The sequence below is a fragment of the Nonomuraea antimicrobica genome (genome assembly GCF_039536965.1).
Lineage (GTDB): Bacteria > Actinomycetota > Actinomycetes > Streptosporangiales > Streptosporangiaceae > Nonomuraea > Nonomuraea antimicrobica.
In genome coordinates, this window is the sequence record NZ_BAAAZP010000010.1 from 19,234 (window position 1) to 37,962 (window position 18,729).

22 protein-coding genes are annotated in these 18,729 nt (G+C 72.1%); 5 read left to right on the forward strand and 17 right to left on the reverse strand.

Going from position 1 to position 18,729, the window contains the following annotated elements:
• Positions 1-1,181, reverse strand: a 1,181-nt coding sequence (locus tag ABD844_RS04095) for an MFS transporter (protein ID WP_344873083.1), incomplete at its 3' end; no start/stop codon positions are given.
• Positions 1,182-1,196: 15 nt separating this feature from the next.
• Complete coding sequence (wrbA, locus tag ABD844_RS04100; protein ID WP_344873141.1) at positions 1,197-1,808, reverse strand: NAD(P)H:quinone oxidoreductase; 612 nt, start codon at positions 1,806-1,808, stop codon at positions 1,197-1,199.
• Here wrbA and ABD844_RS04105 point away from each other — a divergent pair.
• On the forward strand, positions 1,786-2,220 hold the full coding sequence (locus ABD844_RS04105; RefSeq protein WP_344873085.1) for a LysR substrate-binding domain-containing protein: 435 nt from the start codon (positions 1,786-1,788) through the stop codon (positions 2,218-2,220). The genes wrbA and ABD844_RS04105 overlap by 23 nt on opposite strands.
• A gap of 31 nt (positions 2,221-2,251) precedes the next feature.
• On the opposite strand, the gene ABD844_RS04110 is transcribed toward ABD844_RS04105, so the two are convergent.
• Positions 2,252-3,397: an epoxide hydrolase family protein gene (locus tag ABD844_RS04110; RefSeq protein ID WP_344873087.1), complete on the reverse strand. Its 1,146-nt coding sequence runs from the start codon at positions 3,395-3,397 to the stop codon at positions 2,252-2,254.
• A 52-nt stretch (positions 3,398-3,449) separates the two neighbouring features.
• Here ABD844_RS04110 and ABD844_RS04115 point away from each other — a divergent pair, with 52 nt between their 5' ends.
• Positions 3,450-4,445, forward strand: a complete 996-nt coding sequence (locus tag ABD844_RS04115; RefSeq protein ID WP_344873089.1) for a helix-turn-helix transcriptional regulator — start codon at positions 3,450-3,452, stop codon at positions 4,443-4,445.
• Positions 4,446-4,549: 104 nt separating this feature from the next.
• Here the strand turns inward: ABD844_RS04115 and ABD844_RS04120 are convergent, their stop codons facing one another.
• Complete coding sequence (locus tag ABD844_RS04120; protein WP_344873091.1) at positions 4,550-5,122, reverse strand: hypothetical protein; 573 nt, start codon at positions 5,120-5,122, stop codon at positions 4,550-4,552.
• A gap of 88 nt (positions 5,123-5,210) precedes the next feature.
• Positions 5,211-6,212, reverse strand: coding sequence for a GlxA family transcriptional regulator (locus ABD844_RS04125; protein ID WP_344873093.1), 1,002 nt, complete (start codon positions 6,210-6,212; stop codon positions 5,211-5,213).
• A 101-nt stretch (positions 6,213-6,313) separates the two neighbouring features.
• On the opposite strand from ABD844_RS04125, the gene ABD844_RS04130 reads away from it, so the two are divergent.
• Positions 6,314-6,955: an HD domain-containing protein gene (locus tag ABD844_RS04130; protein WP_344873095.1), complete on the forward strand. Its 642-nt coding sequence runs from the start codon at positions 6,314-6,316 to the stop codon at positions 6,953-6,955.
• Positions 6,956-6,966: 11 nt separating this feature from the next.
• On the opposite strand, the gene ABD844_RS04135 is transcribed toward ABD844_RS04130, so the two are convergent.
• The 7 genes from ABD844_RS04135 to ABD844_RS04165 all read right to left on the reverse strand — a co-directional run bounded on the left by ABD844_RS04135 (position 6,967) and on the right by ABD844_RS04165 (position 12,910).
• A complete protein-coding gene (locus ABD844_RS04135) occupies positions 6,967-7,854 on the reverse strand; it encodes a hypothetical protein (RefSeq protein WP_344873097.1) in 888 nt (295 codons plus the stop codon).
• Positions 7,851-8,204, reverse strand: a complete 354-nt coding sequence (locus ABD844_RS04140) for a PadR family transcriptional regulator (RefSeq protein WP_344873099.1) — start codon at positions 8,202-8,204, stop codon at positions 7,851-7,853. Before ABD844_RS04140 ends, ABD844_RS04135 begins: the two co-directional genes overlap by 4 nt.
• Before the next feature lie 105 nt (positions 8,205-8,309).
• Positions 8,310-8,846 (reverse strand): RICIN domain-containing protein, encoded by a 537-nt coding sequence (locus ABD844_RS04145; RefSeq protein WP_344873101.1) that lies wholly within the window; start codon positions 8,844-8,846, stop codon positions 8,310-8,312.
• A 249-nt stretch (positions 8,847-9,095) separates the two neighbouring features.
• The gene (locus tag ABD844_RS04150; protein ID WP_344873103.1) at positions 9,096-9,908 is read right to left on the reverse strand and encodes an ABC transporter ATP-binding protein; all 813 of its coding nucleotides are present in this window, start codon (positions 9,906-9,908) and stop codon (positions 9,096-9,098) included.
• The gene (locus ABD844_RS04155; protein ID WP_344873105.1) at positions 9,898-10,386 is read right to left on the reverse strand and encodes an iron chelate uptake ABC transporter family permease subunit; all 489 of its coding nucleotides are present in this window, start codon (positions 10,384-10,386) and stop codon (positions 9,898-9,900) included. The genes ABD844_RS04150 and ABD844_RS04155 overlap by 11 nt, the downstream gene beginning before the upstream one ends.
• Before the next feature lie 594 nt (positions 10,387-10,980).
• Entirely contained in the window at positions 10,981-11,646 is a 666-nt protein-coding gene (locus tag ABD844_RS04160; RefSeq protein WP_344873107.1) for a hypothetical protein, read from the reverse strand.
• A 67-nt stretch (positions 11,647-11,713) separates the two neighbouring features.
• Positions 11,714-12,910 carry an MFS transporter gene (locus ABD844_RS04165; RefSeq protein ID WP_344873109.1) on the reverse strand — a complete coding sequence of 399 codons (1,197 nt, stop codon included), beginning with the start codon at positions 12,908-12,910 and terminating at the stop codon, positions 11,714-11,716.
• Positions 12,911-12,961: 51 nt separating this feature from the next.
• Between ABD844_RS04165 and ABD844_RS04170 the strand changes: the two genes are divergently transcribed.
• Together ABD844_RS04170 and ABD844_RS04175 are read left to right on the forward strand one after the other, a co-directional pair.
• Positions 12,962-13,348 carry a MerR family transcriptional regulator gene (locus ABD844_RS04170; RefSeq protein ID WP_344873111.1) on the forward strand — a complete coding sequence of 129 codons (387 nt, stop codon included), beginning with the start codon at positions 12,962-12,964 and terminating at the stop codon, positions 13,346-13,348.
• Between the two features lie 250 nt (positions 13,349-13,598).
• A complete protein-coding gene (locus tag ABD844_RS04175) occupies positions 13,599-14,426 on the forward strand; it encodes an NAD(P)H-binding protein (protein ID WP_344873113.1) in 828 nt (275 codons plus the stop codon).
• Here ABD844_RS04175 and ABD844_RS04180 read toward each other — a convergent pair.
• From ABD844_RS04180 to ABD844_RS04200, 5 genes are read right to left on the reverse strand one after another with little or no spacing between them, the layout of a single operon-like run.
• Positions 14,373-14,963, reverse strand: a complete 591-nt coding sequence (locus tag ABD844_RS04180) for a flavin reductase family protein (protein WP_344873115.1) — start codon at positions 14,961-14,963, stop codon at positions 14,373-14,375. The genes ABD844_RS04175 and ABD844_RS04180 overlap by 54 nt on opposite strands.
• 1 nt (position 14,964) lies before the next feature.
• Complete coding sequence (locus tag ABD844_RS04185; RefSeq protein WP_344873117.1) at positions 14,965-15,723, reverse strand: thioesterase II family protein; 759 nt, start codon at positions 15,721-15,723, stop codon at positions 14,965-14,967.
• Positions 15,713-16,459: an SDR family NAD(P)-dependent oxidoreductase gene (locus tag ABD844_RS04190; protein ID WP_344873119.1), complete on the reverse strand. Its 747-nt coding sequence runs from the start codon at positions 16,457-16,459 to the stop codon at positions 15,713-15,715. The genes ABD844_RS04185 and ABD844_RS04190 overlap by 11 nt, the downstream gene beginning before the upstream one ends.
• 29 nt (positions 16,460-16,488) lie before the next feature.
• Positions 16,489-17,511: a guanitoxin biosynthesis L-enduracididine beta-hydroxylase GntD gene (gene gntD / locus ABD844_RS04195; RefSeq protein WP_344873121.1), complete on the reverse strand. Its 1,023-nt coding sequence runs from the start codon at positions 17,509-17,511 to the stop codon at positions 16,489-16,491.
• Positions 17,512-17,528: 17 nt separating this feature from the next.
• Positions 17,529-18,728: a tryptophan 2,3-dioxygenase gene (locus ABD844_RS04200; RefSeq protein WP_344873123.1), complete on the reverse strand. Its 1,200-nt coding sequence runs from the start codon at positions 18,726-18,728 to the stop codon at positions 17,529-17,531.
• Between the last annotated feature and the right edge of the window lies 1 nt (position 18,729).

Consider the following 18,729-nt stretch of genomic DNA (forward strand, 5'->3'; position numbering starts at 1 on the left):
CGGTCCTGAGCGCGGCGGGCGTGCCACGCGGCGACGGCCACGACGATCAGCCCGGCCGACGCGACGACGGCGCCGATCGCGGGCGGCCCGGCGTAGCCCAGCCCGGACAGCGACACGCCGCCCAGGTAGGCGCCGACCGCCGCGCCGAGGTTGAGCGCGGAGCCGCCCGCCGCGGTGGCCAGCAGCGGCGCCTCGACGGCCTGCTCGACGAGCCTGGTCAGGAACGGCGCGACGACCGCGAAGGCCGCGGCGCCGACCACGGTCAGTGCCGATGCCGCCAGCAGGGGTTCGGCCGCGCCCACGGCGAGGACCGCGAGACCGGCGACGAGCACCGCGAGCGCCACCCCGAGCGCGCGAACCTGGTTGCGTCCGCCCGCCCAGCCGCCGAGCGTGTTCCCGGCCAGGAGCCCGAGCCCGAACAGCGCCAGCAGCCACGCGACCGCGGTCCCTGGGAACCCGCCGACCGAGGTGAGCAGGGGCGTGACGTAGGTCAGCATGGCGAACAGGCCGCCGAAGGCCGCCATGCCGATCGCCAGCGTGAACCAGACCTGCGCCCGGCCGAAGGCGAGCAGCTCGCGCCGCAGGGTGGGCGGGACGTCCGGCGGCGGCGTGCCGGGCAGGGTGATCCGGCTCAGGACGAGGGCCCCCGCGGCGAGCGCGGCGATGGCCCAGAACGTCGCCCGCCAGCCGAGCTGCTGGCCCAGGATCGTGCCCAGCGGAGTGCCCACCACGTTGGCGATGGTCCCGCCGGCGAACACGACGGCGATCGCCCGGGATCGCTGCCGCGGGGCGACCAGCTCCGCGGCGAGCACCGCCGCGATCGGCAGGAACGCCCCCTGCCCGAGCGCACTGAGCACCCGGCTCGCCATCAGCACCGGATAGTTCGGCGCGAACGCCCCCACCAGGTTCCCGACGACGAACACGGCCGCGGCGGCCAGGAGCAGGGAACGCCGCGGGAGCCGGGTGCCGGCCGCCACGAAGACCGGGCCGCCGACGACGATCGTCAGCGCGTAGGCGGAGATCAGCATGCCCGCCGCGGGCAGCGAGACCTTGAGGTCGGACGCCACGTCGGGCAGCAGCCCGGTGAGCACGAATTCGGCCGTTCCCATGACGAACGCGCTCAGTGCGAGCCCGAGCACGGAGACCGAGAACACTCCGGTGCCTCGGGGTTCGATGCGCATGATGCCCCGTCCCGGCTACACCGTGCGCAGCGGCGTCAGCGCGGCGGCGACACGGGCGAGCCGGCCGCCCTGGAAGTGCGCGGCGCGCAGTTGCTCCTTGGTCGGCTCGCCCTCGCCGGAGATGTTGCTGATCCCGTAGGGATTGCCGCCGGCGGCGTGGATGATGTCGTAGTCCACGTAGCCGGTGGGCAGGATGACCGAGCCCCAGTGGTAGGCCACGTTGTAGAGGGCGAGCAGCGTCGACTCCTGCCCGCCGTGCCGCTCCCCGGTGCTGGTGAACGCCGTGAACGGTTTGCCCGCGAGGTGGCCGGCCTCCCAGATTCCGCCCGTGGTGTCCAGATAGCTCTTGAGCTGGGCGGCGACATTGCCGAACCGGGTCGGCGTGCCGACGGCGTATCCGTCGGCCCACACGAGGTCGTCCAAGGTGGCCAGCGGCATGTCGGCGGTGGCGTCCAGGTGCGCTCTCCAGTCGGGATTGCGGTCGACCACGTGCGCCGGCGCAGTCTCGGCGACCCGCAACAGCCGGACGTCGGCGCCGGCCTCTGCGGCGCCCTCGGCGATGGAGTGCGCGGTGGCATGTACGTCCGACCTGACGATCGGACCGATGATCAGCGACGAGGCCCGGATGCTGGCCGTGGCCGTCGATCACCCGTTCGCCGGCCGCGACGACGTGACGGCGGAGGACCTCGCCGAGGTCAAGGTGACGTACATGCCGAAAATTCCCCGGGAGCTGATGGACGCCTTCATTCCTCCCCGGACGCCCAGCGGCCGGCTCATCCCCCGGCTGACCGTGCATTCCATGGGCGAACTGCTTCCGCTCGTCGCTCTCGGGGAACTGGTGCAGCTGACCGTCACCTCATTCGCCCGGCATTACCGCTACCCGGGGGTGACTTACGTCCCGATCACGGGAATTCCGTCGTCGCGGACGGCGTTGGCGTGGCTTACTCGCAAAACGGACATTCGTATCGAAGCATTCGCCCGGACCGTGCGGGAAGTGCTCGATGAGGCGGACCAGGACGACGGCGACGCGGCGCCGTGACTCCTCGCGCGCGGGCCGACGCCCCGAGGCGTCACCGCACCGTACGGAAGAAGGCCCTGATGTCCTCGACGAGCAGGTCGGGCGCCTCCATGGCGGCGAAGTGGCCGCCCCGGTCGAACTCCGACCAGTGCACGACCTTGTGGTCGCGTTCGGCGATCCGGCGGACGCCCGGGTCACCGGGGAAGACGGCGACACCGTGCGGCAGCGGCGAGTACGCGGCGGCGGAGCCCCACGACGCCTGCGACTCCTTGTAGAGGCGGGCCGAGGACCCGCCGGTCCCGGTGAACCAGTAGATGCTGATGTCGGTGAGCAACTGGTCGATGTCGACCGCGTCCTCGGGAAGCTCGCGCGCCGGGTCGGTCCACTCCTTGAACTTCTCGGCGATCCACGCCATCTGCGCGGCGGGAGAGTCGTGCAGGCCGAACGCCAGCGTCTGCGGCCGGGTCGCCTGGATCACCGCGTAGCCCGAGCCGTCCTGGTCCTGGTACTGGCCGAGCCGGGCCAGCTCGGCCTCGGTGAGCCCCTCGAACTCGGACGGGTCGCCCGTGGGGAAGCCGAGCCCGCCGTTGACGTGCACGCCCACGACGTGCGCGGCGTCGGCGCGGCCGAGCATCGGTGAGATGACCGCGCCGGTGTCACCGCCCTGCGCGCCGTAGCGCTGGTAGCCCAGGCGGTGCATCAGCTCGGCCCACGCCCCGGTGACGCGGCCCATGTCCCAGCCGGGCTCGGTGGTCGGCCCGGAGAAGCCGAATCCGGGGATCGACGGGGCGACGACGTGGAACGCGTCGGACGGGTCGCCGCCGTGCGCGGCGGGGTCGGTGAGCGGCCCGATGACCTTCGTGAACTCGGCGACCGAGCCGGGCCAGCCGTGCGTGATGATCAGCGGGAGCGCGTCCTGCTCGGGCGAGCGTACGTGCAGGAAGTGCACGTTCTGCCCGTCGATGTGCGTCGTGAACTGCGGGAACGCGTTCAGCTCGGCTTCGGCGACACGCCAGTCGTATCGGGTGCGCCAGTAGTCGGCCAGCCGGCGCGCGTAGTCGGCAGGGACGCCGTAGGACCAGCCGACCCCGGGCAGTTCGTCCGGCCAGCGGGTGGCGGCGAGCCGGTCGCGCAGGTCGTCGAGCTGTGCCTGCGGGACGTCGATATGGAACGGGTTGATCTGCGGGTTCTCGTTCATGTCGGCTAACGTAGGCGTTGGTTAGGACAGGTTCGGTCCTAGGATGGCCATCATGTTGGAGACCTCGGCGCGGCTGCTGCGGCTGCTGTCGCTGCTGCAGGCGCCCAGAGACTGGCCGGGGGCGGAGCTCGCCGAGCGGCTGGGCGTCTCGGCCCGTACCATCCGCCGCGACGTGGACCGGCTGCGCGAGCTGGGATACCTCGTGCACGCCACCGCCGGGACGCCCGGATACCGCCTCGGTGCCGGCACCGGGGTCCCGCCGCTGCTGCTCGACGACGACGAGGCCGTCGCGGTCGCCGTCGGACTCGGCACCGCCGTGGCCTCCGGCGTGGCCGGGATCGAGGAGACCTCGGTCCGCGCGCTGGTCAAACTCGAGCAGGTGCTGCCGCCCCGGCTGCGGCAGCGCGTCGGCGCCCTGCGCTCGGCCACGGTCCCGCTGCGGTCCCCGTCCGGCGCGGTGGACCCGGCCGTGCTCACCGCGATCGCCACGGCCGTGCGCGACCGGGAGAGCCTGCGGTTCGACTACCGCGCCCGCGACGGCGCCGAGGGCCGCCGTACCGCCGAGCCGCACCGGCTGGTGAGCTCGGGACGCCGCTGGTACCTGGTCGCGTGGGACACCGGCCGGAGTGACTGGCGGATGTTCCGCGTCGACCGGATGCGGCTGCGTACGCCGAACGGGCCGCGCTTCGCGCCCCGCGAGCCGCCCGGCGGCGACCTCGCCCGCTACGTGTCGGAGGGGATCTCCACCTATCCGTACCGCTACCGCGGCCGGTTCACCGTGCGCGCGCCCGCCGACGTCGTCGCCGCCCGGATGCCGCCCACCGTCGCGGCGGTCGAACCGGCCACGGACGACACGTGCGTGGTCAACGCCGGCGCCGACTCCCTCGACGCGCTCGCCGCGTGGGTCGCGCAACTCGGCGCCCCGTTCGAGGTGCACGAGCCGCCCGAACTCGTCGAACACGTCCGCGCCCTCGGCGCCCGCCTCCTCGACGCGGCGGGCGCCCCTGGCCCGCGCGACGACCGGTCATCCGCCGGTCGGCTCCCGTAGACAAAGCGCGAGCCGGGTACGGTCACGCAGCCCCAGCTTGCGGAGCATTTTCGACCCGTGATTCTGCACGGGATCCAGCTCCTCGGCGGGCTGATCCGTGAGTGTCAGAGCCGGATGCCCTTGATGATCTTCGCCAGCTCCGGCACGAGAGGCTGGGCGGCCATCACGGTGACGACCACACCCTTGCGCTCGACCCAGCCCGCGTAGCGGCCGTGGCCGAGCGCGCCGTCGCCCTCCTGGGTGAGCACCTGACGGTTGCCGATCTTCGTGGTCTTCGTGTCGCCGGAGAACGTGCCGATCTCGAACGGCGCGTTCTTGAGCTGCGCCGGCGTGCTCGCCTTCGGCCAGCACACCACCCGCACCCACAGCGACCGGTGCCGGCGGTCCGTGCCGTCGCGGTCGTCCGACCACTGGTAGCCGTACTCGGTGATGCCGTCGTGCCTGGTGACGACGACCTGTCCGTACGTGAAGCCCTTCGGGAGGTGGTTGACGCGGACGCCCTCGATGGCGGCGGCGCCCCTGGCCGGCTTGTCGATCGCGGAGTCGGCCGATCGCTTCGCCTCCGCCTTGGTGGGGACGGGGCAGCTTGGGCGCTCCGCCGCCTGGGCGGGGAACGCTACGAGGGCCGCGGCCACAGGCAGTGCGGACAGGGCGGCGAGCTTCTGAATCTTGGTCATGCCGGATTGGATGTGGCGGATGACGGAAAGGTTCGTGCGGATGCGGTACCGCGTCATGGAGAGGGGAGCCCGGTCCGGTAGGCCGGCGTCACCGGTGCTGACGTTGCTCGGCGGGCTGGCGAGGCGGTGACGGGCTCTGCCGGTGGGTGGTGGCGAAGCGTCTGCGGTAGTCGGTGGGGGTGGTGCCGAGGTGGCGGGCGAAGGCGCGGCGCAGGGTTTCGTCGCTGCCGAGGCCGCTGTGGTGCGCCGCGGAGGTGATGCTGTGCCCGCTGAGGAGGAGTCGCTGGGCGTGGTCGAGGCGGACGCGCTCGACCCAGCGGGCCGGGGTGGTGTTCAGCTCTGTCTGGAACAGCCGGGTGAGGTGCCTGGTGCTGACGGCGGCGTACGCGGCCATGGCGGGCAGGCTGTGGTCGGCGGCCGGGTCGGCGAGCACGGACGCGGTCAGCGAACGGAGCAGGTCGCTGCGCGCCGGCGGGGTCGCCAGCGCCGTCGAGAACTGTGACTGGCCGCCCGGGCGCTGCATGAACACGACCAGCTCGCGGGCGATGTCGCGGGCCACGTTCGCTCCGTGGTCGTGCTCCACCAGCGCGAGGGCCAGATCGATGCCCGCGCTGATCCCGGCCGAGGTCAGGTAGCGGCCGTCACGGACGTGGAGGGCGTCCGGCTCGACGCGTACGCGGGGGTGGCGGCGGGCGAGGGTCTGCGCGTGCCGCCAATGGGTGGTCGCCCGGCGGCCGTCGAGCAGGCCGAGCGCGGCGAGGACGAAGGCGCCGCTGCAGACAGAGGCGACCCGTGCCGCCTGGTCGGCGAGGGCGCGGGCGGCCGTCAGCAGGTCGTCGTCGGGGCCGCGCACGGCGAGGTGGTCGGCCCCGGCGACCACGAGCGTGTCGACGGGCCCGGCGTCGGCCGCCGCGGTCGTCGCGGCCAGCGTCGGACCGGAGGCCGCCGGGACGTCGCCGCCGCGAGGGGAGACCAGGACCGGCGCGTAGGGGTGGCCGAACTGGCCCGCCTGGTGCAGCACCTCCAGAGGCCCGCTGACGTCGAGCAGGGTCACGCCGTCGAACACCAGGAAGGCAACCCGATGCGTCATGTCCGAATCTGTGGTCTACGTGTCGGAATGGACATGGTGCCAGCATACGGCACGGGGCGAACCTGGAGGAGTCAACCGATCGCGAGCCCTGAGAGGCAGACATGATGAGTGAATCGATCGCGGGCGTGCGGATCCCGGGCAGCGCCCTGGCACGAGAGGCGACCGAGTTGGTCCGCGAGGCCGCTCCGCCGCTGCTGTTCGACCATTCCCGGCGGGTGTTCCTGTTCGGGTCGCTGCGCGGCCGGGAGCTGGGGCTGACCTTCGACCCCGAACTGCTGTACGTGGGGGCGATGTTCCACGACCTGGGGCTGACCGAGCGCTTCCGCCGTACCGACCAGCGTTTCGAGATCGACGGCGCGGACGAGGCCCGCCGTCTGCTGAACGCCCACGGCATCACCGGCGAGCCCGCCGACCGGGTCTGGGCGGGGATCGCCCTGCACACCACCCCGGAGATCCCGCTGCACATGGCCCCCGAGGTGGCCCTGGTCACCCGTGGCGTGGAGCTGGACGTCCTGGGCATCGGCTATCACGCGGTCTCCGACGAGCAGCGGGCGGCCGTGGTCGCGGCCCACCCGCGGTTCGACTTCAAGAACCGGATCCTCGCCGCGTTCACGGAGGGCGTCAAGGACCGTCCGGAGACGACGTTCGGCAACGTCAAGGCCGATGTGCTGGCCCACTACGTCCCCGGCTTCCATCGGGGCGACTTCGTCGAGGTGATCAAGAACTCCGACTGGCCCGAGTAACCGTCCTCGCGTCAGGCGGGTTTCGCGGTGCGGGTCAGCCAGGCCGCGCCGCCGAGCAGCGCCGCCGTCGCAACGGTGACGGCCGTCAGGCTGACCACCTCGGTGAACCAGAACGGAGTGACGGCGACGGCGATGAACGGCGACAGGAGGGCAGCCGTCCTGCGGCCCACAGAGGAGCGCAGGACCGGCACCGCCACCGTGCCCAGGGCGGCCGCCATCAGGACGGGCCCGGCCACCCCGGGCAGCAGGCCGGCCACGACGCCCGCGACCGGCAACCCGACCGCCCCGGCCAGGATCCGCCGCGACCCCGCGGGGCCGGGACGGTACGACGGCGCGAGGGTCAGCAGCGCCGCGCAGAGAAGCTCCGGAAGGGCGGGCAGCAGCGTGCCCCCGGGGATCCACGGCGTCCCGTAGACGAGAAGCACGTCGCCCAGCACGATGGTCCCCGCGGGGAGGGCCGCCAGCTTTGTCACGACGTACGCCGCCACGGCCCACGCGCAGGCGATCGCCGCCCATCGCCGGCCCAGCCACACCAGCAGGGTGACCAGCGCGTACGGCAGGGCGTTCACCACCAGGGGGAGGGCCTGGTCGAAGGTGAACGGTTCGATGTACCAGGCGGTGCGGAACACCTGGGCGCCGCACAGCGTGAGAGGCGCGAGGAGGGTTGCCAGGCCGACGGCGGACGACCAGCGTCGCCGCGAGCCGGGTGACGCGATGCGGCGCAGCCGGATCGCCAGGCCGCCGCGTACCAGGTCGAACGCGTCCCGCACGGACGGGCGGCTGCGGCCGGGAGGCGAGGCCGCCAGCAGCACGGCCAGCATCTCCTCCTCGTGCAGCGCCCGGTGGTCCTTCGGATACCAGGTCAGCAGCCGGCGGTAGCGCCGTTCGAGCGTGGTCACGAGGCGCCGCCGAGGGAGAGGCGCCTGGCGGGGTCGCGGCGCAGCCGGGCGGCGGCGGTGTCGGCGTTCCTGCGCAGCCGGTCGGCCTCGGCGGACAGCCGGGCCGCGCCGTCGGCGGTGAGCCGGTAGTAGCGGCGGGCCCGGCCGTCGACGACCTCCTCGCGGTCGGTCTCGATCAGGCGCTCGCCCTGGAGCCGGTCGAGCGCGGCGTACAGGGTGCCGGCGCGCAGCCGCACCCGCTCGCCGGAGATCTCCAGGACGTCGGTGATGATGCCGTAGCCGTGCTGCGGCCCGGCCGCCAGGGCCGTCAGGATCAGGAACGTCGGTTCCTGCATCGACCTGTTCTTCATATTGTCGATATATACCGACTATCTGACTATGGCGCAAGCCGGGCCCGACCGGCCCGCCCAGGAGCCGGACGGTGGTGCGGAGGTCCGGCTCCTGGGCGGAGGCCGTCAGTAGCCGACGTCGAGGAAGCTGAGCTTCTGCAGTCTCTGGTCCCAGCTAACGGGCTGCTGCACGGCGACGCTGTTCTCCTCCCCGCCTGCCGACACCTGGATGCACAGCCTGCTGTTCTGGTTGATGAAGTGGTACGACTCGATCGTCCACGTCTGGTTGGCATTGAACGAGGTGCTGCACGTCGACTGGACGATGCGCGCGCCGGCCGCGCCGCTGGCCTCGACGACGGCCATGCACAGGCCGCTCCAGCGGTTCTTGAGGCGGTACCTGCTCGGCTCGGACTCCGGCTGGATCTCCTCGAACACCCACTGCTGGTCGGTCATGAGCTTGGTGCACGTCGCCTGCACGATCGAGGCGTAGCCGGTGCTGCTGTTCAGCGGCCGCAGGCACTTGCCGGTCTGCTGGTTCTTGAGCTGGTAGCCGTGGGTCCCGAAGTCGACCGCGGACGAGGGAGCGGTGAGGGCCGACATGGTGGCCGCGGCGGCGACGGCGACCGTGGCCGCCTTCACGACGAGGCTGCGCAATCCGGGCATGGCAAATCTCCTGACGCGAGAGGTATGAGGGGACTCCGTGGAGCGGAGCCCGTGATGACACGCGGGCCCGGACTGCGGGCCCGCGTGAACCAGGTCGAAGCTGATGACGAACGCGATCGGACGCGGACAGAACGTCCGCAGGGCTCTCCCGGCGGTGAACGTTCACACCACGTCTGACAAGCAGGATCGTAAGATCACGATCGGGCGGAACGGTGAACGACGGCGGAATCGGGCAGGAACCGTCCACGATCAACGGGGATACCCGGGTGCCGTACCGGCCGGGTTCGCGCCCGGTGGCCGGGACGACGCCACGGCGATGTGCGGGCGCCCGGTGATGGGGTGCGGGCCGACATGGGCGCGTACGCCGAAGACCTCCTCGATGAAGGCCGGGGTCAGCACCTCCAGGGGCGGGCCGTGCCCGGCGACGCGGCCCTCGCGGAGCACGACGACCTGGTCGGCGTAGGCGGCGGCCTGGTCGAGGTCGTGCAGGGCGGCCAGCAGCGTGAGCCCGAACGAGCGGATCAGGTCCAGGAGAAGGAGCTGGGAGCCGACGTCCAGATGGTTGGTGGGCTCGTCGAGGATCAACAGCGGCGCCTCCTGCGCCAGCGCGCGGGCGAGGAGCACGCGCTGCCGTTCGCCGCCGGACAGGGTGGTCATCAGCCGGTCGGCGGCCCACTCCATGCCGACCCTCTCAAGAGCGGTGACGACCGCCGCCCGGTCGGTGGCGGTGTCGCGGTCGAGCGGGCGTTTGCGGCTGTGGCGGCCGGTGGCGACGATCTCGGCCGCGGAGAACCCCTCGGGCGCCTGACCGTGCTGGGGAAGGATCGCGCGGTGGCGGGCGGCCTGGCGGGGCCGCATGCGCCACAGGTCCTGCCCGTCGAGCCGGACGACGCCCGCCGACGGCCGCAGCGACCGGTAGACGGTACGCAGCAGCGTGGACTTGCCGCTGCCGTTGGGGCCCACCAGCGCGACGAACTCACCCGGCCCCGCGGTCAGGGCGACGCCGTCCACGATGGGACGGTCGTCGATGCGGGCGCTGACACCCGCGAGGTCAAGACGCATCGCCGCCTCCCCTCGCGCGGCGGCGCAGCAGCCACAGGAAGAACGGCACGCCCAGCCCGGTGGTGAAGATCCCGACCGGCAGCTCGTTCGGCCGGTCGGCGACGCGGGCCGCCAGATCCACCAGCACCAGGAACAGCGCCCCGGCCAGCAGCGAGACGGGCAGCACGCGGCGGTGGTCGGCGCCGACGACGAACCGCACCATGTGCGGGACCATCAGCCCGATGAACCCGATGCCGCCGACGACGCCGACCACGGTGGCCGTCAGCAGCGACCCGGCGACCAGCAGCTCGATCCGCAGGACGGCCACCGGCACGCCGATGGCGATGGCCGCCTCCTCGCCCGCCGCCAGCGCGTTGAGCGCGCGGGCCCGCACCGCCAGCCAGACCATGCAGAAGACGATGAGCAGCGCGGGAACGCCCAGGTCGGGCCAGGACGCCCCGGCCACGCTGCCCATCAGCCAGAACATGATGCCCTGCAACTCGGTGGCTCTGGACGTTGGCCAGGACGGTCTTCTCCAGGCCCAGCAGGATGAAGCTCTCCACCTCGCCGACGCTGGTGCCGTTGAGGATCAGCACGCGCTGGGGCGGCCTGGCGAAGGTGACCCGCATGCCGCAGTTGTCGAAGGTCAGGGGGTAGTCGGTCCGGGCGGGGGCCGAGGCGGCGAGGCCGGTGGCCGCGCCCGCAGGACCGCCGGAGCCGGCACCGGCACCGCCACCGGCACCGCATCCGGTGGCGGTCACGGCCACGAGGGCGGCCATGGCGATGGTGAGACGGGAAGAGGTCATGCGTGTGCGCTCTCTGTGGGTCGAATCCGATCGAACGTGCGCACGCCGGCAGAACGGTCAGCAGACGACCGGTGCGGCGGCGGCGAGGACCCGCAGGGCGAAGATGATCACGGCGAAACGACGCCGGGGCAGCGACGCGGCGCTGACGACCAAGCGCTGATGACCTAGCGCTGACGATCAGCGTCGTCTGTCAGCGTCGTCTGTCAGCGTTGTTTGACAGCGTTGCTTGTCAGGGCATCGGCGCGGACGTACGGCCGAGCCCGCCGGGCAGGCTCGGATTCACCGGATCACGCGGCCACCGCGGGCCGGGCCGCAGGCGGTCCGCGGAGCACGAGGACGTACCTGAGGAACAGCCGGACGCGCCCGCCCTCGTCCCGGCGGGCACGCGTGATCGGCCGCGGCCGGGCGGGGACCGGTCCGGCCGCGAGGAAGCACAGCACCAGCAGCGGGCGCAGCACCCATCCGGCCAGTTGCCGCACCAGCGCGCACAGGGCCGCCTCCAGCCAGCGCAGCCACACGGAGGTGAGCAGCACGCTCGCCGCGTGCACCAGCAACATCCCGAAGCCGGGGAACGCGGAGGCATGCACATGGACCATGCCGTCCATGCCGCTCATGCCTCCTGTGCCGCCCGTCCCCGTCATCGCGGCCGTTTCCGCATGATGCGCCGCCGCCGCCGCCACCGCCGACGACGTCGCCGCCTGCCGCTCCGCGCTCAGCGTGAGGAGGGTGTGCAGGATCACCTGCGACGCGGCCGTCGCGGGGAGGATGGAGGCGAGGGTGCGTTCGCGTCCGGTGAGAGCCAGCGCCGGCAGCAGGAGGAGCAGGAAGCCGCCCAGTGCCGCGTCCGGGTCGAAGGACCCTCCACCGGCCAGGTGCCCGAGCGTGGCCAGGGCGGCGCACGTGGCGGCGAAACTGGCCGCGCGCACCCACCGCACCACCGAGAACGGACCCATCGCCGTGATCCTCCCACACGGTCACCCGCGTCCGCGGATCAGGTGGCCAGTGCCCGGCCCTGTGAGATCAGCCGCCAGGGCCGGACACCGACGCGGCCGGACGCTCCACCGGTGGCGCGGCGGCGGGGCGCCGGGGCACGGCCAGGTACGACAGCAGCAGCCCGGCGGCGCTGAGCACGGCCCCGGCCAGGCCCGTCCAGCGCAGTCCCGCGGCGGTGACGACACCCGCGCCGATCACCGAGCCCATCGCGTGCGCCAGCATGAACGCGGCCACGTTGGCCGTGACCGCCAGGGTCGGGGCGGCGCCCGCGCGTGTCAGGATCAGGGACTGCAGCGGAGCGACGGTCGCGGTGGCCAGCAGCCCGAGCGCCAGCACCGCTGCCGCCGCCGTCGGCTTGTGCACGACGGCCAGCGGCAGCACGGCGAGTAGCGCCGTCAGGCACGCGAAGACACCCCGCAGCGTCGCGCCGACCGACCGATCGGCGAGCCGCCCGGCGACGAGGTTGCCCAGCAGGCTGCCCGCCCCGTACGCCAGCAGCAGCCACGAGACCATGGACGGGGTGAACCCGCTCACCTGGATCAGCATCGGCGCCACGTACGTGAACACCACCCCGACCCCGGCGAAGCCCACGGCCGTGGTGGCGATGCACACCAGCACCGGCCGCTTGGCCAGCACGGAAAGCTCCGCCGCGGCGCTCGTGGGCCGCGGCGCGACCCGCGGCAGCACGAACGCCAGCAGCGCCAGGCACGCCAGCGCCAGCACGGCCAGCGCGGCGAAGGGGAACCGCCAGTCCAGCCCTTGGCCGAGCGCCGAACCGAGCGGCACGCCGAGCAGACCGGCCACGGTCAGCCCGGAGGCCACGGCGGCGATCGCCGAGCCGGTCTGCCCGGGACGGGCCACGCCGGTGGCCACGATCAGCGCCAGCGCGAAGAACGTGGCATGCCCGATCGACGAGATGACCCGTCCGGCCAGCAGCATCGGGAAGTTCGGCGCCAGCGCGCTCACCACGCTGCCCGCCGCGAAGAGCGCCATCAGGGCGAGCATGAGCCCCTTGCGCGGCAGTCGTACGGTGGCGATCGCCACCAGCGGCCCGGCGATCACCGAGCCGAGCGCGTAGGCGGTCACCACCTGCCCGGCGGCGGCGACCGAGACCCCCAGGTCGGAGCCGATCTGGGGGAGCAGCCCGGCGGCCAGGTACTCGGCGGTGCCGACCACGAAGATGCTCACACACAGGGCGGCGAGTACCGCGAATGGTCCTTTCATGCGGTGGACGTTAAGCTCTGACATCCATGTCAGAGTCAAGGGAGGGACGTCGTGCGGATCGGGGAGTTGTCGCGTCGGACCGGGGTGCACGAGCGGTTGCTGCGCTACTACGAGCAGCAGGGCCTGCTGTGGCCGGAGCGGGCGGCCAGCGGCTACCGCTACTACCAGGAATCGGACATCGACACCGTCCAGCGCATTCGACGCCTGCTGGCCGCCGGGCTCAACACCGAGACCATCGCCCAGGTGCTGCCCTGCGTACGCGTCAGGGCCGGGGACCTGGTGCCCCTCTGCCCGGAGACCGTCGACAACCTGCGGCACCAGCGTGAACGCATCGCTCACGCCATCGAGGAGTTGCGGGCCTCGCGCGACCTGCTCGACGCCGTCATCGACGCCGGGCCCCTCCCCCTCTCACCACCGTCCGCCCACCCCTCGGCCTGACCCGCCCGCCCTGTCAGAGCCTGCGCGCATCACTTCGGAGGGCTCGCTGAGGAGGGCTCACTTCGGGGGCTCACGTTCGACGGTCGCGAGCCGGTTGCCTGGCGTCTTCCCCGCCGTCGTATTCCAGCCGTCGGAAGTGTGTCGTTGGTCACAACAGGCCCTTCATCTCATTACTTTCCTCTAGGTACCTACTATCTCCGCCCTAGTAGCTTCCTTCGAGTCCACGGACATCGACTGACTGGGAGTGAACATGATCGTGGTGACGGGAGCCACCGGAAACGTCGGACAGCCACTCGTGCGCGCGCTGGCCGAGGCCGGTGCACAGGTGACCGCGGTGTCGCGGAACATCTCACCGCGGCAGGCGCCGGCCGGAGTACGCCATCACCGGGCCGACCTGGCTCGGCCGGAGAGCCTCACGCCCGCGCTCGACGGCGCCGCGGCGCTGTTCCTGCTGACCTCGGGCGACTTCGTGACGGCCGGTGGCGACGTCGGCGACGTCCTTGAGGTCGCGAAGGCGGCGGGAGTTCGCCGGATCGTCCTGCTGTCCTCCCAGGGCGTGGCCACGGGAAGCCACCCCTCGACGCTGGAGGACCCGCTGACGCGGTCGGACCTCGACTGGACCCTGCTGCGGCCAGGGGGGTTCCACTCCAACACGTTGCAGTGGTCGGAAACGATCCGCACGCGGCGGACGGTCGCCGCGCCTTTCGGCGACGTCGCACTGCCCACCGTCGATCCGGTAGACATCGCCGAGGTCGCGGCGGCGGTGTTGCTGGGCGCCGGTCACGTCGGCAAGGCGTACGTGCTGACCGGACCGGCGCCGGTCTCCCCTCGCCGGCAGACCACGCTGATCGGCGAGGCGCTGGGGGAACCGGTCCGGTTCGTCGAGCAGAGCCGCGCGGAGGCCCGGGCTCAGATGCTGCGGTTCATGCCGGAGCCGGTCGTGGAGTCCACCCTCGGGATCCTGGGCACCCCGAAGGCCGCGGAACAGCAGGTCAGCCCCGACGTCGAGCGGATCCTCGGCCAATCACCCCGCACCTTCGCCGAATGGGCGCTCCGCAACGTGGCGGCCTTCAAGTAGTGCGGTCCCGTCCGGTGGTGTGGACGGTGGGGACCAGCCGCGTTGGGCCGTCGGGTCGGCGGACAGGTAGCGGCCCATGTGGTAGATGAGGGGTGTTCCCCGTTCGCCGCGGCAGAGGGCCACCAGAGGCTCCGCCAGGACGATCACATGGTCGCCGGCGGTCACCCGCTGTTCGGTCCGGCAGACCAGGACGGTGTCCGGGTCGCTCAAAACGGGCACACCGTGCGGCCCCGCCTGCCAGCGGGCGTTCGAGAACCGGTCGGCGCCCCGTGCGGCGAAGGCGCGGGCGATGTGGTGGTCGGTTCGCGCGAGGAAGTGGATGCCGAGGTGCTCCGCCTCGCCCACCACCGGCCAGGACGACGAACCATGATCAATGCAGAACGACACCAGCGGTGGCTCCAGCGACACGGAGGTGAAGGACGTGGCGGTGAACCCGGCCCGGCCCCGGCCGGCCACGGCAGCCGTCACGATCACCACGCCCGCCGCGTGGCGGCCCAGCAGCGTCCGGAACAGGTCCGGGTGGAGCGCCGCGACCATCTCATCTCCCGCTGTCGTGTGTCGTGGGGATCCTGCGAGACACCGGAGGAGACCCGGCGACCGCGGCGGCCACGGCGTTCCACTGGTCGGTCAGGTAGAAGTGGCCGCCTCGGAAGATCCGCAGGCGGAACCGGCCGGAAGTGTGCCGGCTCCACAGCCGGGCGTCGTCCACGGTCGTCAGCGGGTCGGCGTCGCCCGTGAGGGCGGTGATCGGGCAGGCGAGGGGCGCGCCAGGGGAGTACCGGTAGGCGTCCATGAGGCGCAGATCGCCTTGCAGGATCGGCAGGATCAGCTCCCTGAGCTCCCTGTCCTGGAGGATCGCGGCGTCCGTGCCGCCGAGCCGGCCCATCGCCGCCAGCGCGTCGCCGTCGCGCATGCGCGCGGACTCCTGACGCCCGGGGGCGCCGGTGCCGGAGACGAAGAGCTCCGTCGGCGGGCGGTCCAGGCGCCTGGCCACCTCGAACGCCACGATCGCTCCCATGCTGTGACCGAGGAACACCACCTCGCCGGCCTGCCGCAGCACGCCCGCGAGGCGGTCGCTCAACTCGTCGAGGTCGTCGGGGAACGGCTCGCCGAAGCGATCCTGCCTGCCGGGGTACTGGACGGCGAGGACCTCGAAGGACGGGGAGAGGGCGGTGGACAGGGGGCGGTAGAAGCCGGCCACACCTCCGGCATGCGGGAAACAGACCAGCCGGACCTCGGCTCGCGGCACCGGATCGAAGCACCTGATCCACCTGGCGGCCTCCCGATCACTCGGCACTGCGGCCTCCCGTGCCGTACGCGCTGGTCGTGGCACCCGCGGTCTCGCCGCCGTCGACGACGATCTCCTGACCGGTCATGAAGCGGGCGGCGGGGGAGGCCAGGAAGTAGAACATCTCGGCGATCTCCTCGGGCGCCGCGTGCCGTCCCGCCGGGATCCGCCGGTTGACGTCGTCCAGCATCTCCTGGGTGTACTCGGCCAACTGCATGGGGGTGAGCACCGCGCCGGGGCTCACGCACGCGGTCCGCACATGCGGGCTCAGTTCCAGGGCGAAGGTACGGCAGAGCGCCGCCACCCCGGCCTTGGTGGCGTTGTAGTCGGCGTAGAACGGGTAGCCGCGCAGCCCGTTCACCGACGCGGTGGCCAGCAGCACGCCCTCTCGCTGACGCATCATGTGCCAGGCCGCGCACTGCCACAGCCGCAGCACACCCAGCAGGTTCACGTCGACGATGGTGCGCGCGGCGGCCTCGGTCAGTTCCAGCACGCCGTGCCTGACGCTGATGCCGGCGTTGGCGACGACCACGTCGAGGCGCCCGCGTTCGGTGTGGACCGCGTTCACCGCCTGCCCGACGGCCGTCCAGTCGGCCACGTCGACCTCCATCCACCGGACCCCGGACTGGTCGGTGGCCGGTGGGTTCACGTCGAAGTTCACGACGTGGTCGCCGGAGCGGGCGAACCGTTCCGCGGTGGCGCGGCCGATCCCGCTGGACGCTCCGGAGACGATGACTGTGCGCATGGGGACTCCTCCTGGCTCGGATGCGGGCATCAGAAGAGCACCCGGCGGTTCTTGGTGGCGCTGATGGCGTGTGACCTGCGCAGATTTCTGCTCACTGTCAGCTTCTTCAGCCATCGGTCGGTGCCGTCGTAGCGCACCTCGAACGGCTTGCGCCCGTGCACGGCGAGATGGTTGTCGACCACGAGAAGCGTGCCCGGGCCCACGACGACGTCCTGCTCGGCCCGTTGGAGCGCGGCGTCCAGGGCGTCGAGCGCGCGCTCGGCCTCGACGTCGCCGGGGGCGCAGCGCATGAACGGCCGGTCGATCCGCAGATACGGGTCGGACTCGTCGCCGAAGAGGACCGCGACGGGCTCGGGGCCGTCCCGCATGCCCCGCATCTTCGCGAGCGCCGGGTGCTGAGGATCCCTGGTCTCCAACTGGCGGACGTGCTCGTCGTCGGGGAGGATGTGAAACCGCTCCTGGCCGAGCACGGCACGATGCTCGCCGGACAACGCGATGTCCCGCACGGAGGCGACCAGGGTGGGGACGCGCTGGTGGTTCCTGATTCCCAGCAGGAGCAGGTAGTCGCATCGGTCCGGATGGAAACCGTCCTCGGTGTGGAACTCCAGCAGCATCTGGCTGCCGTGGCCGTTCTGGCGCATCTCGTCGCCGGCGATCGGCAGGATGTTCTGGATGAGACGGCCGGACTGCAGGGTCGACCAGGTGAACGGCTCGCCCAGGATCATGCCGCACAGGGCGAGGAAGATCTCCTGCTGACGCGTCGAGGTCGCCTCGAACGCCGCCTCCCAGTGGGACGGGGTGGGGCCGGCCGCGTCATCGTCGACAGGAAACCCGTGGATGAGGCACGCGGCGGCCGGTTCGCCGCGCCGGAACTCCTCCAGGAACCTCCGCACGCCCAGGGGGATCCGTTCGATCACGGGCCAGCATCGGTCGTAGAACTCCGGATCGGCGGGATTGTCTCCCGCAGCCCACAACTCCTCGGCGAGGGCCGAGAGCGCGGCCACGTCGGAGCCGCTGAGCGTGTACTCCGGGCAGGCTTCCAAAGCCGTCATTCTCCACTCACCTTGTTTCACACGTGTTCGGCGGCTGCCGATCCGGGCAGCCGGAGAGGATCGAAAACCGGGATGTCCAGGACGTCGGCCAGATAGGGGACACCCGCGGTGTATCCGCTGCCGGTCTCGGCCCCGAGCATCCGCGCGGCCAGGCGGTGGTGCGTCCGCCGCCACCTCGTCGAGGCGGCGGCGAAGCGCTGCCTGGCCCCGGCCAGGGCGTCCATGTCGGCCGGATCGAGGGTGCGCAGCCCGGCGGCCCTGACGACGGCGTCGTCGACGGTGAACCGGCCGGCGAGCACCTCCTCGCGGACGGCCGGGACCGAGAGATAGGCCGGAGAGTGCAGCCGCTGGGGGTCGGGGCTGCGGCACAACGATTCCATCGTCTTGTAGCCGGGAGACTGGATCGCGCTCGCGCCCTCGGTGTGCCGCCGGAAGTCGCGGAACGCCTCCACCTGCATGGTGGCCAGCATCGAGAACAGCGGCGCGCTCTCGCTGAAACGCGCGGAGACCAGGTCGAGCGAGCCGATGGCGCCCCCGGCGTCCTCGGCCGACAGGGCCTGGATCGTGCCGCGCAGGCGGGCGCTCGCCAGCGCAAAGAACACCTCGAACGACTGCAGCACCCGGATGAACAGGTACTCGTCGTGGAAGGTGTCGACCGGCAGGACGGTCGTGTCCATGAGCAGGCGGTCCTCGCCGGACATCGTCGCGGCGACCAGGTCGACGGCCGCACGGGCGCGGTCCAGGGGGTCGCCCTCGGACGGCACGGGCAGGCCCAGCCGGGTGAGCACGGGAGCGAGCACGCGCAGGCCGTGATGGCAGCGCTTGTCCACCGTCTTCCTCGGCGGGCGCATGCGGGGCAGGATCAGGCGGTGTCCGTCGGCCGTGGCCGTCTCGAAGTGGAGGACGTCGGTGACCAACTGGGCCAGCAGACGGTCGTAGCGCTCCGAGATCCCTCCAGCGGGCAGGACAAGATCCAAGGCGATATACGTCGGGTAGTCATATCTCTTGTCCCACTTGTCGAGCGCGACGTTGAGGAACCGCCCCAAGAGGTCGGTCGGCCGGGCCTGGCGCTCACGCGCGCCGGCGAGCGCGCGCAGGACGTCGTCGGCGACGAAATGTTTGCCCACGCGGTGGAACTCGGCGACTATCTCCCGGTAGGGGAAGGTCCCGGGATCCGGGTGCGCGGCCCAGTCATCGAGTGGCTTCAGCGCCATCATC